17 protein-coding genes, 1 tRNA gene and 1 pseudogene are annotated in these 15388 nt (G+C 69.4%); 8 read left to right on the plus strand and 11 right to left on the minus strand.

The annotated features are described in order from the left end of the window. Window positions 1–76: 76 nt before the first annotated feature. Window positions 77–391 (minus strand): hypothetical protein, encoded by a 315-nt coding sequence (locus AB0I04_RS25550; protein ID WP_360889128.1) that lies wholly within the window; start codon window positions 389–391, stop codon window positions 77–79. On the opposite strand from AB0I04_RS25550, the gene AB0I04_RS25555 reads away from it, so the two are divergent. From AB0I04_RS25555 to AB0I04_RS25565, 3 genes are all read left to right on the plus strand, one after another. Next, entirely contained in the window at window positions 329–547 is a 219-nt protein-coding gene (locus AB0I04_RS25555; RefSeq protein WP_360889468.1) for a hypothetical protein, read from the plus strand. The two genes, AB0I04_RS25550 and AB0I04_RS25555, sit on opposite strands and share 63 nt — an antisense overlap. Window positions 548–1064: 517 nt before the next feature. Beyond that, the gene (locus AB0I04_RS25560; RefSeq protein ID WP_360889131.1) at window positions 1065–1454 is read left to right on the plus strand and encodes a nuclear transport factor 2 family protein; all 390 of its coding nucleotides are present in this window, start codon (window positions 1065–1067) and stop codon (window positions 1452–1454) included. Between the two features lie 202 nt (window positions 1455–1656). Further along, a complete protein-coding gene (locus tag AB0I04_RS25565) occupies window positions 1657–1785 on the plus strand; it encodes a hypothetical protein (RefSeq protein ID WP_360889134.1) in 129 nt (42 codons plus the stop codon). A 649-nt stretch (window positions 1786–2434) separates the two neighbouring features. Here AB0I04_RS25565 and AB0I04_RS25570 read toward each other — a convergent pair. Next, window positions 2435–2821 carry an RICIN domain-containing protein gene (locus tag AB0I04_RS25570; protein WP_360889137.1) on the minus strand — a complete coding sequence of 129 codons (387 nt, stop codon included), beginning with the start codon at window positions 2819–2821 and terminating at the stop codon, window positions 2435–2437. A 569-nt stretch (window positions 2822–3390) separates the two neighbouring features. Here AB0I04_RS25570 and AB0I04_RS25575 point away from each other — a divergent pair. Next, window positions 3391–3591, plus strand: a complete 201-nt coding sequence (locus AB0I04_RS25575) for a hypothetical protein (protein WP_360889140.1) — start codon at window positions 3391–3393, stop codon at window positions 3589–3591. Window positions 3592–3829: 238 nt separating this feature from the next. On the opposite strand, the gene AB0I04_RS25580 is transcribed toward AB0I04_RS25575, so the two are convergent. The 5 genes from AB0I04_RS25580 to AB0I04_RS25600 form a co-directional block, all read right to left on the minus strand. Beyond that, complete coding sequence (locus AB0I04_RS25580; protein WP_360889142.1) at window positions 3830–4225, minus strand: VOC family protein; 396 nt, start codon at window positions 4223–4225, stop codon at window positions 3830–3832. 54 nt (window positions 4226–4279) lie between these two features. Beyond that, window positions 4280–4609 (minus strand): helix-turn-helix transcriptional regulator, encoded by a 330-nt coding sequence (locus AB0I04_RS25585; RefSeq protein ID WP_360889145.1) that lies wholly within the window; start codon window positions 4607–4609, stop codon window positions 4280–4282. Continuing rightward, a complete protein-coding gene (locus AB0I04_RS25590) occupies window positions 4606–4980 on the minus strand; it encodes a type II toxin-antitoxin system RelE/ParE family toxin (RefSeq protein ID WP_360889147.1) in 375 nt (124 codons plus the stop codon). The genes AB0I04_RS25585 and AB0I04_RS25590 overlap by 4 nt, the downstream gene beginning before the upstream one ends. A gap of 146 nt (window positions 4981–5126) precedes the next feature. Next, on the minus strand, window positions 5127–6314 hold the full coding sequence (locus tag AB0I04_RS25595; protein ID WP_360889150.1) for an alpha/beta hydrolase: 1188 nt from the start codon (window positions 6312–6314) through the stop codon (window positions 5127–5129). 318 nt (window positions 6315–6632) lie between these two features. Then, window positions 6633–6705, minus strand: a tRNA-Thr gene (locus AB0I04_RS25600). Between the two features lie 134 nt (window positions 6706–6839). Here AB0I04_RS25600 and AB0I04_RS25605 point away from each other — a divergent pair. Next, a complete protein-coding gene (locus AB0I04_RS25605) occupies window positions 6840–7454 on the plus strand; it encodes a TetR family transcriptional regulator C-terminal domain-containing protein (protein WP_360889153.1) in 615 nt (204 codons plus the stop codon). Then, entirely contained in the window at window positions 7451–8365 is a 915-nt protein-coding gene (locus tag AB0I04_RS25610; RefSeq protein WP_360889156.1) for an SDR family oxidoreductase, read from the plus strand. The genes AB0I04_RS25605 and AB0I04_RS25610 overlap by 4 nt, the downstream gene beginning before the upstream one ends. On the opposite strand, the gene rlmB is transcribed toward AB0I04_RS25610, so the two are convergent. The 3 genes and pseudogenes from rlmB to cysS all read right to left on the minus strand — a co-directional run bounded on the left by rlmB (window position 8356) and on the right by cysS (window position 11601). Further along, window positions 8356–9273 (minus strand): 23S rRNA (guanosine(2251)-2'-O)-methyltransferase RlmB, encoded by a 918-nt coding sequence (rlmB, locus tag AB0I04_RS25615; RefSeq protein WP_360889159.1) that lies wholly within the window; start codon window positions 9271–9273, stop codon window positions 8356–8358. The two genes, AB0I04_RS25610 and rlmB, sit on opposite strands and share 10 nt — an antisense overlap. 303 nt (window positions 9274–9576) lie before the next feature. Further along, window positions 9577–9993 (minus strand): annotated as a pseudogene (locus tag AB0I04_RS25620) (Clp protease N-terminal domain-containing protein); the annotation flags it as partial. A 201-nt stretch (window positions 9994–10194) separates the two neighbouring features. Continuing rightward, window positions 10195–11601 (minus strand): cysteine--tRNA ligase, encoded by a 1407-nt coding sequence (gene cysS, locus AB0I04_RS25625; RefSeq protein ID WP_360889163.1) that lies wholly within the window; start codon window positions 11599–11601, stop codon window positions 10195–10197. 418 nt (window positions 11602–12019) lie between these two features. On the opposite strand from cysS, the gene AB0I04_RS25630 reads away from it, so the two are divergent. Further along, on the plus strand, window positions 12020–13495 hold the full coding sequence (locus AB0I04_RS25630) for a DUF2637 domain-containing protein (protein WP_360889166.1): 1476 nt from the start codon (window positions 12020–12022) through the stop codon (window positions 13493–13495). 52 nt (window positions 13496–13547) lie between these two features. Continuing rightward, window positions 13548–14756, plus strand: coding sequence for a fumarylacetoacetase (gene fahA, locus AB0I04_RS25635; RefSeq protein WP_360889168.1), 1209 nt, complete (start codon window positions 13548–13550; stop codon window positions 14754–14756). Between the two features lie 149 nt (window positions 14757–14905). On the opposite strand, the gene ispF is transcribed toward fahA, so the two are convergent. Further along, window positions 14906–15367 (minus strand): 2-C-methyl-D-erythritol 2,4-cyclodiphosphate synthase, encoded by a 462-nt coding sequence (gene ispF / locus AB0I04_RS25640; protein ID WP_360889171.1) that lies wholly within the window; start codon window positions 15365–15367, stop codon window positions 14906–14908. Window positions 15368–15388 lie beyond the last annotated feature (21 nt).

Below are 15388 nucleotides of genomic sequence, written 5' to 3' on the forward strand. Positions count from 1 at the left end.
ATCTCCGGAGCGGTCAGCCGAGGTTGGCGAGCTCGCACACCCCTGCGGCCTGGGTAGCAGTAGCGATCAAGAAGTTTCAATCGCATATGGCCCTGACCTGCGCCGGTCTGAGGCCCTCGGCCGATGTACGCGCCATGAGCGGTTCCGGTCGCGTGGACGGCGGGCCAACCCGGGATTGGTCCGGCGCCGCGCGCGCCGTTCCGACCGTATAACCCGGCAGGCCGAGAACGCCACGTACGTGCTCGGCCACCACCGCAGAGACGTCCGCCAGCTTCGGGAAGTACCCCAGCCACTGGTATGCCTTCAACCACACCAGCAACGCCAGCAGATGCCGATCATCCTGCGTCTTCCCGCGCGCCCACTCCACCTCGGCCGAAGACGAGGTGAACACCTCCGCCAGCTCCCGCGCCGGAACCTGGCCCTCCAGGCACCAGCACCGGTCATCGCACGGATGCTCGGCTACACCGACCAACAGACCAGCCGCATCGCCACCGCCGTCGGCAGCCCATGGAGCCGCTACGCCCCAGGCGACGACCACTCTCCGTGACAACCATTCGGTTCAATACCCGCGAATAGGCGACAGTCGATTACGCGAGGTCGCCAGTGTGACACCCGCAGAAGGTTCTCACCCGCTCCACGGCTGCCTATCGACCGCCGAAGCCCCGGTCCACGGTTCCGGAAACCGTTGCACCGGTGATCACCCGTTGGAAGGCTCAGCCGTCTGATCCGTAGCAAGATCGGGAACGTCCACGGCCGTCCAGATCCATCCCCTGACCTGCGTCCGGGCCGCCCCACCGTCCAGGGTTGTCCAAAGCCGCTGTTAGCGGACGCGTTAGCAACCTGTGGCACTCCGCCCTTCGTCCCGAACTATGCGCACTCCTCGGCCGATACGACGTTCACTGGCGTCAGGCGTGTGCTGGTGGCGCTGGAGCTGGTGCCGGTGTGCGGGGTCGTCGCTGTATCTGTCCGTGCACAGCGTGCGCGCCGTCGGAGTCGCGCAGCACCGCCGTGGGTAAGGTCCTCATCGTCCCTTGGGCCTCGCACGAGGGCAGGTATGCAGGGCAATGGATCACGACGCCGAGACCCGGGCCGGGATAGAACAGCACTGGGCGGCCTCTGAGCGCGGAGACGTCGACACCGAGCACGCGATCTACGCGACGGACGCCATCCTCGACTACCCGCAGTCAGGGGAACGCTTCCGGGGCCGATCGAGGATCCAGGCACAGCGCGGCGGGCACCCGGCCGAGCGCCACTTCACCGTCCTGCGGATCTCCGGCACCTGCGACCTGTGGGTGAGCGAATGCATCATCACCTATGACGGCGCGCCCACCTACACGGTGAGCATCATGGAGTTCGCCAACGGCCTGGTGACGCACGAGACCCAGTACTTCGCCGCGCCCTTCCCGGCACCCGCGGCTCGGTCGACCCTTGCCGAACCGATCCCCGACCACTAGAAACCCAGACGGTTTTCAAGCATCTAGCCATCGGTTGGCAAGTCGGACGGAAGAACGATCTTTACATGACGTACCTCGTCTCGGGGGATCACACCACTTTCATCCCCTCGGCGCGCCTGGTGCAGGCCGCTAAGCCAAGCACGGAACTGGTCAGCCGCGATATCCGCAAGGTCCTCGGCACCCAACCATCCATGGCGATCGTATGCCGGACGGGTTCTCCAACCTCGCCACCAAGTGCGACCACGGCAACCGGGTGTACTCCGCCTACAAGGGCGACAGCAACCGCGCCGCGGTCACCGTGGTGCCGAACGACCCCACCTGCACCAAGTAAGACGCAGGCAGGGACACAAAACCCCCGGCCGCATGCGCGGCCGGGGGTTTTCTTCTGCCAACGCTGCCCCAGTGCCGACCACCCATGACAGTGTCTTTGCGGGCCCGAGCAGCCTAGGCGTGCCCACGCCACAGCACCGCCCGCCGGGTCATCCCCTCTGCCGTCTCGGACAGCTGACCGGCTGACGGGCCCACCTCACCCACTCTCCAAATAAGGAACGGACACAAGCCCACTTTCCGCACTCTCAGAGTGCGGAACATGACTGTTTGGGGTGTTTGTCTTTGCTCGTTCGTGTGGTGTAGCAGGGAATCGGCTCGGCGGTGCACCGACCGGTGATGGGCTGGCCCGGTGAGCGAGCGACACACCACACCTTCGGACTAGACCGACTCCCGTCAGTTTCGACGCTGGTCACCTGGCTGGAGATCGAGGCCTGCAACACCCCCGGGTGATCTGGCGTCCACCCCTGGGCGGGTGCTGGACCGGGTCAACGACGGCGACCTGTTCGTCGGGCTCCTGGACCCGGACGCCGCACGCGGAATGTCTCACCGTTGAGAAGGCTGCGCGGCCGGTCGGTTCCGTGCCGCGCAGCCGCCCTGCCAAGATTGACTGAGGACAGGTCGGACGCCGCGGTCGACTACGCGGCCGGCGTCTAATGCAGCTCGTACCAGGTCTGCTGGGGTGAGCCGTTGGGGCTGTACAGTTGGAGCGGGTCGCCGTTCATGCTTGGATTCCATGTGCCGTCGGTGCGGGCGTCCAGGACGAAGTTGGTGTTGGCGCCGTTGATCAGCTCAGTGTTGTTGCCGTTGGGTGCGTACCAGTGTTGCTGTGCGGACCCGTTACAGTCCCACACTTGGACTTTGTCTCCCAGGCTGTTGATGTGATTCAAGTCGGCGTCGAGGCACTTCCCGTGTTGGTCGTTGATCTGGTACCAGGTGCCGCTGGAATTGGACGACACCGCCAGGAAGTACCAGTCCTGCTCGCAGTAGGGGACTTCCATGACGACCTGGGATCCGTTGACCTCGCTAGACGGTGCCATACAGCCGGCTCCCCAGTAGAGGTTCGACAGGGAATAGGTACCCGGACCGTACAGTGCATTGGCGGTTCCAGTTCCGCCAATCAGCGTAGTAAGAGCCACGGCACCGACCGCAGCCACCTTGACGATCTTGTTGAGCATTGTGCGCCTCCCGGTATCACCGGACATCAGGACTCGATCGAGCAGGCCGACGTCTCGAACCGATATCCGTTGCCATCATCCGCAGCGGTCAGGGGAGGCGCGATCGTTTAAGCCGTCGAGTTAAACGATCACCCGCAGTCCCCGCCGTCGGCTCGGTTCTATGGCCTGGTCCGGACAGACCTTGATCACGTTCGCTCTGTGCCTGCACGCCGACGACCGCCCGGTGTTCCTCGACGACGCCGAAGACTACGGTGCGTGGAGGTCCTGAAGGCGCTCAAGGTCGAACAGGACCGCGCCCGTGAGGTCGCTGGCGACGCCTGGCACGGCAGTGATCTGGTGTTCTGCACCAAGAACGGGACGGCGCTCAGCGCCGAGAACGTACGGCGCGACTTCCGGGAGGTCCTCGACCGCGCCAGTCTGGTCGGCACAGAGTGTGGACGCCACGGGAGTTGCGGCACAGCTTCGTCTCGCTGCTGTCAGCTCACGACGTCCCGCTGGAGAACATCTCCCGGCTGGTCGGGCACACCAACCCCGTGGTGACGGAGACCGCCTACCGGAAGCAGATCCGCCCTGTCATGCAGGACGGCGCTCGCGCGATGGACGCCATCTTCCCTGCGGATTTCGAGCCGTAGTCGCTCAGTTAGACACTCAAGCCCCGTCTCTGTGATCAGAGGCGGGGCGTTTTGCCTGGTGAGATGGGAGCCTCCGGCCGGATTCGAACCGGCGACCCGCCGCTTACAAGGAATACGGACACCCCTGCTCACACAGCATCCGCCGAGGTAGACGGCGTTGGACGTGCGCCTGTGGCTGTCCCCGGTCGCCGTCGTTGCCGTCACCATTGCCGTCAGCCGCACCCGTGTTGTCCCGGCTCTAGTTGGGCGGCACCAGGGTACGCAGAACGTCGAACTCGTTGCCCTCCGGGTCGACCATCACCACCCAGCTCCGGCCAGGGCCCTGGCCCACGTCCACCTTGGCGGCGCCAAGGCCGAGCAGCCTGGCCACCTCGTCGTCGGTACTGCCGTCGATCGGGCTGACGTCCAGGTGGAGCCGGTTCTTCACGGTCTTGCCCTCCGGCACCCGTATGAACACCAGGGTGGGCGGCATCTGGCGCGCCCGGACCTCCTCGACGGTCGGCTCCCAGGAGCCGATCTCGACCTTGCCCTCGCTCCGATCGATCACCTTGAAGTCCAGGACCGCGCACCAGAAGGCCGCGAGGCGCTCCGGATCGTGGCAGTCGACAACCAACTCGGTGAACCTACTTGTCATGGACTCCCCCAGACAGCGCGGACGGGGGCTCAGCCTACGGGTTCCCGCCATCCGTCAGGCGACTCTCACGGAGTGCGGGCCGACGCTGATGGTGATGTCGACGTGTCCACCCAAGGCAGTCGCATAGGCACGGAGCGTCTCGAGTTCCATGGCTTCGATCTTGCCGTTCTCGATTTGGGAGATCCGGGATTGAGACACGCCCAGCGCCCGAGCCAACTCGACCTGAGTCTTCCCAACGGCCTTGCGTAGCTCCTTGAGGTGATGACCGGCCACATAGGCGTCGAGCTCAGCACGCGCGTTCGCCTGCCGCTCAGGATCGGCCAGCTCAGGATGCCGTCGATGCGCCTCAGCCTTGACATCACGCCAGTTGCGTCCGGTGCTCATCGGCCGCCCTCCTCGTCCTTCTCCACCCGATAGTCGGCGTACCTGGCCTCAGCAAGCGGAATCGCATCCTCATACCAGCGGGACCATCGCCCGGCCTTGTCACCTGCGACCAGGAAGATCGCTGCACGGTCCGGGTCAAAGACGAACAACATGCGTATCTCCGAGCGTCCACGAGAGCCCGGCCGTAGCTCCTTCAAGTTACGTAGCTTGCTGTGCTCCAGAGTGTCGACGAGCGGCCGGCCAAGAGTCGGTCCGACAGCGGCAAGCCGATCGATCGCCTGCTCGACCAAGGACGCCGAGTCCGGCTCAGACTCGCAGAGCTTCAGGAACCACGTCTCGACGGGCTCTAAGAGGATGACTTCCCACGCCACACAGCAAATATAACCTCTGCCTCATCTTTTCGGCTATGAAGCGCCGGACATCGCACCCCGACCGTCCGCCGGTGCCCGTCACCATTGCCGTCAGCCGCACCCGCGTTATCCGAGGACAGGCCGACCCGGACCGCAGGGCCGACCCGTCAGCGGTGGAAGCTGACCTCCGGGTAGGCGGCGGAGGGACCGGCGAGGACAGGCTCGGGGATGCCACGCAGGTGCAGGTCGAAGAACGCCCTGACGTAGGTGCGAGTGATCTGCACCGAACGCTGGGCAGAGATCGTCGTCCCGGGAGGCACGGGGATGCCCAGTTTTTCGGCGAGGATCGGCACATCGGTGAAGCTGCCATGATTTGAACCAGAGACGGTCAGCCAGCGCTTCCAGCCGTCCAGGTTCGCCCAGGCGCTCGCCCAGGTGGGATCCACCGCGCCGCCCATGTCGTGGTTCACCATCATGAAAGGACGACCGCCAAGACCCGTGGCGGGGACCGGCGCGTCCATGGTGCCGTCTAGGTTGACCCCGGCCCGCACCCGTTTGTCGGTGGCCATGGTCGGGACCGCGGCGGCACCACCGAGGGAATGCCCGGCCATGCCGATCCGCCTGACGTCGATCATGTCGGCGTACCGCCAGTCGGAATGGCGGCGGCTGGTCAGCTCGTCGATCACGAAAGAGACGTCCTTCGCCCGGCTCTCCGCCACGACGCCGGAACCGCCTGCGGGGGGCTTGTCGCAGATGGCGCAGGTAAGCGTCCTCCCGTCGGGAAAGGTTGTGCCGGAATTCTCGTAGGTGTGGTCGACGAGCGCGACGACATACCCGCGGCTGGCCAGATCCTCGGCGAGGCTCGTGAGCTCGGTGCGTGGCATGGTGAAACCAGGCGAGAGCAAGACCAGCGGGAACCTGCCGTGTTCCGGGCTCGCGCCGGAGTGCGCCCAGGTACGGGTCCCGCTGACGGCCTCGGCCGGGATGGTGGTACCAGGAAGCTTCATCTGCAGCATGAGGCGGGCTGCCTCGGTGGTCATGTACAGGGCCGGCCCGCCCGTCCCGGGCCGGGCCGGATAATACATCGACACCATCAGCTGCCGCGGTCCCGCCGACGGCACCCAAGGGTCCTGGCGGTGTTTGTCGACGAGGTGCAGGATCTCGCGGCCGACCGCGTGCGGACCTGTCGGGCGGGGCAGCTCCGCATGGAGGCCGTACGGGTCCGAGGCCGTGGCAGGAGCGGCGGTGAACTGTGCTGACACGGGTGCGGCTACCGCCGGACCCGCTGCGACGACGGGCAGCGGCAGGACGAGCGCGAGGGCGGCGGCTGTGGCAGTACGACGGATTCTGATCATGGCCACGACGCTAGAACGCGACCATCGCAGCTGACGTCCGCACTAGGAACGATCTGATCGCGCCAAAAGGAGTACAGCGTCCTCCCGGGGGAGGACGCGCACAAGGCCGGGGCGATGGCCCACTGGTACAAGGATGCGATTCCGCTCGCTAAGGCCGGTCAGAGACGGGCGCGGGCAGGCGCCACGGCCCGAGCCTCATCTTTTCGGCTATGAAGCGCCGGACATCGCACCCCGACCGTCCGCCGGTGCCCGTCGCCGTTGCCGTCAGGCGAGCCTCGACCGGTGGACCACTCAACCGCTCTCACCTGGGGAGACAAGAGCCTCCGGCCGGGATCGAACCGGCGACCTGCCGCTTACAAGGCGGACGCTCTGCCAGCTGAGCTACGGAGGCGGCGCTGCTTTCGCAGCCTCACCACGATAGCGCGTATACGCCGCGACTCAGACGCGCTCGCGGGTCGGACTCTCCGGTCGCGTCGGGCCGCCGGGCGCTGGCGACACATTAATGAACCGTGGTTCAATAATGTCATGGCACGGCCGAGGAAGATCACGGATGAACGTCTGCTGGCTGCCGCCGGTGTGGTCATCAGCCGGCTGGGGCCGGGGTTCACGCTGGCCGACGTGGCTCGGGAGGCTGAGGTCGCCGTCGGGACGGTGGCGCAGCGGTTCGCGTCCAAGCATGGGCTGCTGGTCGCAATGAGCAGGACGGCGGTCGAGAGCACGCGGCACGGTATGCGCACGACGGCGGAGGAGGCCGGCGATCCGGTCGCCGCGGTGGTCGACGTACTGGTCGGGACGTTCGCGCCGCTGGACGATCCCGAGACGGCTCCCAACCACCTGGCGCAGTTGGCCGTCGATCTGGCCGATGAGGAGCTGCGCGGGCTGCTGGCGGAGCTGTACGCGGCCCTGGAGGAGGGCCTCGTCGCGCTGCTCGAGCGGGCGGTGCGCGAGGGACGGCTCCGGGGCGCACCGCCCGTACCGGCGGCCGCCCGGATCCTCACCGCGGTCGCCGACGGGACCGCGCTGCACTGGTCGGCGCGGCCGGCCGGTGGTCTGTGCGACCGGATGCGCGCCGACGTCGGCGCGGTTCTGGCCGGCTGGTGTCACGGTTCAGACGCAGGAGCGATCGAGGAGGGCATGTGACCGGTCCACTGAGGGGACACGTCGCGCTGGTCACCGGGGGTACCCGGGGGGCCGGGCGGGGCATGGCGGTCGAGTTGGGAGCGGCCGGCGCGACGGTGTACGTCACCGGCCGCAGCACGCGGGAGTCGCGCAGTCCGCTGGGCCGTACGGAGACGATCGAGGAGACCGCCGAGCTGGTGACGGAGGCGGGCGGTCAGGGTATCGCGGTGCGGTGCGACCACATGGTGCCGGCGGACGTCCGAGCACTTGTCCGCCGGATCGAGGAGGAACAGGACGGCCGCCTGGACGTGCTCGTCGACGACACGTGGGGCGGTGATCAGTGGATCGAGTGGGCGCCGCTGTGGGAGCACGACCTGGACAAGGGTCTGCAGGCGGTCCGCAACGGGCTGGAGACCCATCTGATCACGCTCCACACGGTCCTCCCGCTGCTCGTACGGCGGGGCCGTGGGCTGGTCGTGGAGATCACCGACGGGGATGACATGTTCAACGACCGCTACCGGGGATCGATGTTCTTCGATCTGGTGAAGGTGGCGATCACGCGGCTCGGCAAGATGCTGCACGAGGAGCTGGCCCCGCACGGTGTCACGTCACTGTCGCTGACGCCCGGGTTCCTGCGCTCGGAGGAGATGCTCGAACACTTCGGGGTCACCGAGGAGAACTGGCGGGACGGGATCGCGAAGGACAAGTGGTTCGCGATCGCGGAGTCGCCTCGCTACATCGGGCGGGCGGTGGCCGCGCTGGCCGCCGACCCGGACGTGGCCCGCTGGTCCGGCAAGGCGCTGTCGTCCGGGGTACTGGCCAAGCACTACGGCTTCACCGACCTCGACGGCTCGCGGCCGGAGGCGAGCCGGTTCTTCGAAGAGGTCTACTTCGGCGACAAGAAGGACGCCCCGGTCACGGACTACCGCTGAGAGCGACGGCGGGCGATCTCGTACATGGCGATGCCCCCGGCGACGCCGGCGTTGAGGGACTCGGCGCTCGGGCCCATCGGGATGTTGACCAGCAGGTCACACGTCTCGGCGACCAACCGCGACAGGCCCTTGCCCTCTGAGCCCACGACCAGCACGAGCGGGCCGCTCGCGGCCTCCAGCTCGCCGACGCCGACCGCGCCGCGGGCATCCAGCCCGGCGACGAACAGACCGGCGCTCTGGTAGCTCTTCAGCGCGCGTACGAGGTTGGTGGCGCGGGCGACCGGGACCGAGGCGAGGGTGCCCGCGGAGGTCTTCCAGGCCCCGGCGGTCACTCCCGCCGCCCGGCGCTCGGGCACGAGCACACCGTGCGCGCCGAACGCCGCCGCCGACCGGACGATCGCCCCCAGGTTGCGTGGGTCGGTGACGCCGTCGAGAGCGACGACGAGCGGAGGGGTGCCACGGCGCAGCAGGTCGTCGGGGTGCGCGTAACGGTATTCGGGGACCTGGAGGACGATGCCCTGGTGCACGGCCCGGTCGGTCATCCGGTCGAGCTCGGCCTTGCCCGCCTCCAGCAGCGGAACACCGGCGTCGGTGGCGAGCTTGATGGACTCGCGGACACGGTCGTCCGACGCCCCGGTCATGACGTACAGGGCGCTGGCCGGGATGCCCGCGCGCAGCGCCTCGACGACCGGATTGCGGCCGGTGACCAGCTCCGGGCCCTCCGGCGCGTATCGCCGGGCCGGTCGCTCCGTGGGGGACGACGAGGGCGTACGCCGGGCGCCGGCGGTGGTGGCGGTGCCGGTTCGTTCCGCCGACTTGGCCGCGCGGGCGGTCTGGCGCTTGCCGTACCAGTGCCGATCCTCGGCCTTCAGTGTGTGACTCGGCCCTTTCTTGCGACGCTTCGACATCCTCGCCCTCCGCTGGTGCACCGGGCGATCTGTCGCCCCGCACAGACTCTACGCGGCCCCCGGACCCGAACCGTCCCGCAGGAGCCGCTCGATGCGCTCCAGCCGGTGTTCGATGGCGGCCAGCCGCTCTCCGATGGCCTCGATCGCGGTCTCGTGCGGCCGCTCGCCCGCCGAGCCCGTCTCGATCGGCCGTTCCGCCGCCGGGCCCGTCTCGATCGGCCGTTCGCCGGGCGGGGCCTCTCCAGCCGCTGCCTCCCGGGGTGCGGGCTTGGGGCGACCCGTCCGGCGGCGCTGCAGGTCCAGGATGACGACGCTCCGCAGTTCGGCCACGTCGACGCCGCGCCGCTGCAGGACACGAGCGCCGACCCCGTCGGTCTCGCGCATGAGGCCGAGGAGGATGTGCTCGCTGCCGATGTAGTCGTCGCCGAGTTGCAGTGCCTCGCGCAGGGACAGCTCGAGGACCTTCTTGGCCCGTCGTGTGAACGGGATGTCGCTCTCGGGCTCCCGTGAGCCTCGTCCGGCGATGGCCTCCACGTCGCGACGGGCGGTGTCGAGGTCGACGCCCGCGGCGGCGAGGGCCCGTACGGCCCCGTCGGTGTCGCCGCGCAGCAGACCGAGAAGGAGGTGCTCGGTCCCGATATGGCCGTGCTCGAGCGAGCGGGCCTCCTCCTGGGCGTGAACGACGACACGGCGTGCGGTATCGGCGAACCGCTCGAACACGTGCACCACCTCGGCAGGCAGGGCCCCGGCCGGGGCGGCCGCTCGGACCCGTCGGACTTCTCGTCCGATACGTCCCCCGGAGCGCCGCCCCGCAACCGGATCAGAGGACCCCGCGTCACGCCCCAAGCGGATCAGCGGATCCCCGTCGCGCCGAGCCCGCGTCCCGAGACCGTCCCGTACGCGGTGGTCTGCCGGGACGGCTCAGGAGCGCTTGAGCTCCCAGCGGGTGCCGCGCGGAGTGTCCTCGATCAGGATCCCGGCGGCGGTCAGGCCGTCGCGGATGGCGTCGGCCGCGGCGTAGTCCTTACGGGCCCGGGCCGCCTGCCGCTGTTCGAGGGCCACCGACACGAGCGCGTCGACGACCTCGCGAAGGTCGCCACCGGCGCCCTCCCATTGCTCCGACAGCGGGTCGAGGCCGAGGACGTCGAGCATCGCGCGCACCTCACCGAGGACACGGATCACGGCGTCCTTGTCGCCGGCGGCGAGCGCGGTGTTGCCATCGCGGACGGCCTCGTGAACGACGGCCAGGGCCTGCGGAACACCGAGGTCGTCGTTCATCGCGTCGACGAACGGGGCGGGCGGCGTGCCGGGCTCGACGCGCCCGGCGAGCTCCACCGCCCGCGTCACGAATCCCTCGACGCGCTGGTACGCCACAGCGGCCTCGCGCAGGGCCTCGTCGGAGTAGTCGATGATCGAGCGGTAGTGGGCGGCGGCGAGGTAGTAACGGACCTCGACCGGGCGGGCCCGGTCGAGCAGATCCGTCAGCAGCACGACGTTGCCGACGGACTTGCTCATCTTCTCGCCGTTCACCGTGAGCAGGCCGTTGTGCAACCAGTACCGGGCGAACCCGTCGCCGGCGGCGGTCGACTGCGCGAGCTCGTTCTCGTGGTGGGGGAAGATCAGGTCGACGCCGCCGCCGTGGATGTCGAAGGTCGGCCCGAGGTACTTGGTCGCCATCGCGGAGCACTCGAGGTGCCAGCCGGGGCGGCCCGGCCCCCAGGGCGTCTCCCAGCTCGGCTCGCCCGGTTTGGCGCCCTTCCACAGCGCGAAGTCCCGAGCGTCGTGCTTGGCCGCCTCGTTGGGCGTGTCACCGGCCGGCCGCATGTTGTCGAGCCGCTGGTTGGACAGGGCACCGTAGCGATCGGCCCAGGACTCGACGTCGAAGTAGACGTCGCCCTCGACGGTGTAGGCGTGGCCCGCCTCGATGAGGCGGCGCATCAGCACGATCATCTCGGGGACGTGCCCGGTCGCGCGGGGCTCGATGGTCGGCGGCAGGCAGCCGAGGACGTCGTAGCCGCGGCCGAAGACCCGCTGGTTGGCCTCTGCCACCGCGAACCACGGCACGCCGGTCTCGGCGGCGACGCGGATGATCTTGTCGTCGACGTCGGTGATGTTCCGGACGAAGGTGACGTCGTAGCCGGAGGCGCGCAGCCAGCGGACCACGAGGTCGTAGATGACGCCGGAGCGAAGGTGCCCGATGTGCGGGGCGGCCTGCGGCGTGGCACCACAGACGTAGATCCCCGCCCGGCCCGCCTCGAGCGGGACGAAGTCGCGGATGCTACGGGTACCGGTGTCGTAGAGGCGCAGGCTCGCTTGTTCCTTAGTCACTCTTGGTGATCCTATGGTATCGTTCCGTCATTAGCACGCCCCGTGCCCAGGCGACGCGGGGCACCCTCCTCGGTCCGATAGCTGTGCAGGCTGGGCCGACAGCGTCCGGAGGGACGTGCCACGCGGGTCGGCAGTTCTGCCCGTCGACACCAGGACACGAAGACGATTGGCACATGCCCGGCACCCAGTCGGGACGATTCCTGAGTATTCCTCGGATCGCTTAGCCGATCAGAGACGCTCACGCGTAAGAGGCTATTCGATACGTGTTCGCTCCCGGCACTGGAATCGCAAGGCTCATCCGATCATGTGCGACTCCGTGACCGTGCCGGGGCGACACGCCACACGGCGATGAGAGCAAGGACGCGTTGATCCGGTCAAGATAGGGGAACCCTCCGAGCCGATGGTTGGTTTCCCTGCTATGACTGACTCCCCCGCCCCGTACTCCACGGCGCAGCGGCGGCTGCTGACGGCCGCCGGCGGCCTCGGCGTCGCGGCGCTGGCCGGTGCGACGTTCGTGCTCTCCTATGACGACCTGCGGGCGCTCGCCGTCCAGGGTGGCGCGGCGCGCCACTGGGCGTACCTGTACCCCGGCGTGCTCGACGGACTGATCGTCGTCGTGATCCTCTCGATCCTCACCGCGCGCCGGTCCCGCTGGTGGGCGCGTGCCGTCCGGTGGCTGCTCCTACTGGTGCTCATCGCCGGCGCCGGCGCCGCGGGGGTCGAGCGTGCCGTCCACGGCTATCGCCACCTGTCGCGCCCATGGCTGTCGGGCGGGGTCGCGGCGGCCCCCTGGGTGATCCTCGCGATCGCCGTATGGCTGTGGCTGTCCATGATCAAACAGGTCGTACGGACCCGTCGGCGCGACGCCACCGCCCCGCCGGTCCCGGATTCCCCGTCGGCCACGACCGCCTCGCCGAACGCCGAGCCGGCGAACACCCACGCCGAGCCGACCGACACCCGGCGAGCGCTCATTCCGGGCCTCTTCGACGAGGAGCCCGCCGACACCCGCCCGCTGCCGCGTCCCGCGGCACCACGCGCGCTCGGACCCGCTCCCGAGTCTCTCGGAACCGCTCCAGGGTCTCTCGGAACCGCTTCCGAGCCCGACGCCGGGACCGGCCTGGAGCCGGCGGCGCTTCGGGACGGACCGTTGCTCTCGCCGGAGTTGGCGCAGCAGGCGGATCGCGCGTGGCAGCCCGGTCCCGCTCTGTCGCCCGCCACGGCGCCCGACGCGGAAGGCGACGCCCGGGACTCCGGGACCGATCCCCTGAGCGACTCCCGGCACTCCGGGACCGTACGCCTGACGGACGACGCCCGAGGCTCCGGGTCCGTACCTCTGACGGACGACGAGAGAGGCTCCGGAACCGTACCTCTGACGGACGACGACAGAGGCTCCGGGACGGTATCTCTGAGGGAGGACGCCTGGGACTCCGAGACCGTGTCCCGGGCGGACACGGACCCGGCCGATGCCGATCCCGACCCGGAGGTGAACGTGCCCGTGAACGAGACGCCCGTGGACCCTGAGCAGGAGGAGCCCCCGCCGCGCTGGGTGGCCCGGACCTCGCTGCCGACCGATGTACGGCTCGTCGGGCCGCCCCAGAGAGGGCGATCACTCGGCGACACCCAGCCCGACGGCATCAGGCTGGCGGACACCGACCCGGACGGCATCCCGATAGCCGGTGTGGCCGACGCGGCGCAGGCGAGTGAGGAGGAGGACGCGTACGCCGAGGACCGGGCCGAGGACCCGGACGCCGGCGACGCGTCCGACGACGCCCGGTCGTGGGCGGAGCAGGACGAGGGCTCTTGGCAGGCCGCCCCGGGGGCTCCCCCACGAGACGAGGACATGACCCCGCCGTCCAGCAAGTTCCGCAGCTCGCCGACGCCGCCCCGCGACTGAGCGCACGCCGGATCCTGCGGGATCAAATCCGCTCGGACCTGGGAAGGTATGGATGATGGAGACCTGGGTTCCCGTTCCCGACGGCAGCGGATTCGGGGTGCACAACCTCCCGTACGGCGTGTTCTCCCGGCGCGGAGAGCTGCCGCGTGTGGGTGTGGCCATCGGCGACCACGTGCTGGACCTGGCCGCGCTGGCGGCGGCGGGACTGCTCGCCGACCGGCGGTGGTTCGCCTCCGGGACGCTGAACTCCTTCATGGCCGCCGGGCGCGCGGTCTGGCAGGCGACCCGGGACCGCGTGACGACGCTGCTCACCGACGCGGCGTACCGCGACCAGGTCGAGCCGCATCTCGTGCCGCAGAGCGACGCCGAACCTCGCCTGCCGTTCGACGTGGCCGACTACGTCGACTTCTACTCCTCGCGCGACCACGCCACGAATGTCAGCCAGATCTTCCGGCCGGGCGCGGACCCGCTCCCCCCGAACTGGCTTCACCTGCCGATCGGGTACCACGGCCGGGCCGGGACCGTGGTGCCGTCGGGGACGCCGATCGTACGGCCCTGTGGGCAGCGTCGGGGCGATGACGGCCCGGTGTTCGGCCCGACCGTCAAGCTGGACGTCGAGGCGGAGGTCGGCTTCGTCGTGGGCGTGCCCTCGGCGCTCGGCCGGCCGGTGCCGACGGCCGGGTTCCGCGACCACGTGTTCGGCTTCGTGCTCGTCAACGACTGGAGCGCCCGGGACATCCAGGCATGGGAGTACCAACCACTCGGACCGTTCCTCGGCAAGTCCTTCGCGACGTCGATCTCCCCGTGGGTCGTGCCCGTGGCGGCCCTGGAGAGCGCTCGTACGGGCCCGCCGGCCCAGAGCCCGGAGCCGTTGCCGTACCTGCGTACCGACGAGCCGTGGGGCCTGGAGATGACGCTCCAGATCGAGCTCAACGGCCACGTCGTGAGCCGCCCGCCGTTCGCGAGGATGTACTGGACCGCGCCGCAGCAGCTCGCCCACGCCACCGTGAACGGCGCCGCGCTGCGCACCGGCGACCTGATGGCCTCCGGAACGGTCTCCGGACCGACGCGGCACGAACGCGGCAGCCTGATCGAGCTCACCTGGGACGGCCGGGACCCGCTGGTGCTCCCCGACGGGCAGCGCCGGGCCTTCCTGGAGGACGGCGACACCGTACGGATCCAGGCGACCGCCGCCGGGCCCGACGGCGTCCCGATCGGGTTCGGCGAGGTGACCGGCACCGTGCTGCCGGTGATCTGCTGAACTCCGTCGAGATCGGCGACCGCACCGCGCCCAGCCTGTCGAGGTCGGGGGTGCCGTACCGTCGGCGGCTCCGTCGAGGTCGGCGGCCGTGGCACGGCCGAGCCCCGTCGAGAAGCGGTGGCACCGTGCCGCCGGTGGTCTGTCGGCGGTCAGACGAGGACGAGGGCGGTCGCGATGGCGGCAAGCCCCTCGCCGCGGCCGGTGAGGCCCAGGCCGTCCGTCGTGGTGCCCGACACACTGACCGGGACGCCTCCCAGCGCCTCGCTCAGGGCCTTCTCCGCCTCGGCGCGCCGCGGGCCGACCCGCGGGCGAACCCCGATGACCTGGATGGAGACGTTGCCGATGGCGTGCCCCGCGGCCGTGATCCGGCGTTCGACCTCCCGCAGGAGATCCACTCCGGAGGCTCCCGCCCAACGCGGGTCGCTGGTGCCGAAGATCGCACCGAGATCACCGAGACCGGCGGCGGACAGGAGCGCGTCGCACGCCGCGTGCGCCGCGACGTCACCGTCCGAATGCCCGGCGAGACCGTCGCCCTGACCGGGCCAGTCCAGACCGGCCACCCGCAGCGGGCGGCCAGAAGCGAACGGGTGGACGTCGACTCCGACGCCCACCCGTGGAAACCGAGTCGCCAA

The sequence above is a fragment of the Actinoallomurus sp. NPDC050550 genome (assembly GCF_040655075.1).
Classification (GTDB): domain Bacteria; phylum Actinomycetota; class Actinomycetes; order Streptosporangiales; family Streptosporangiaceae; genus Actinoallomurus.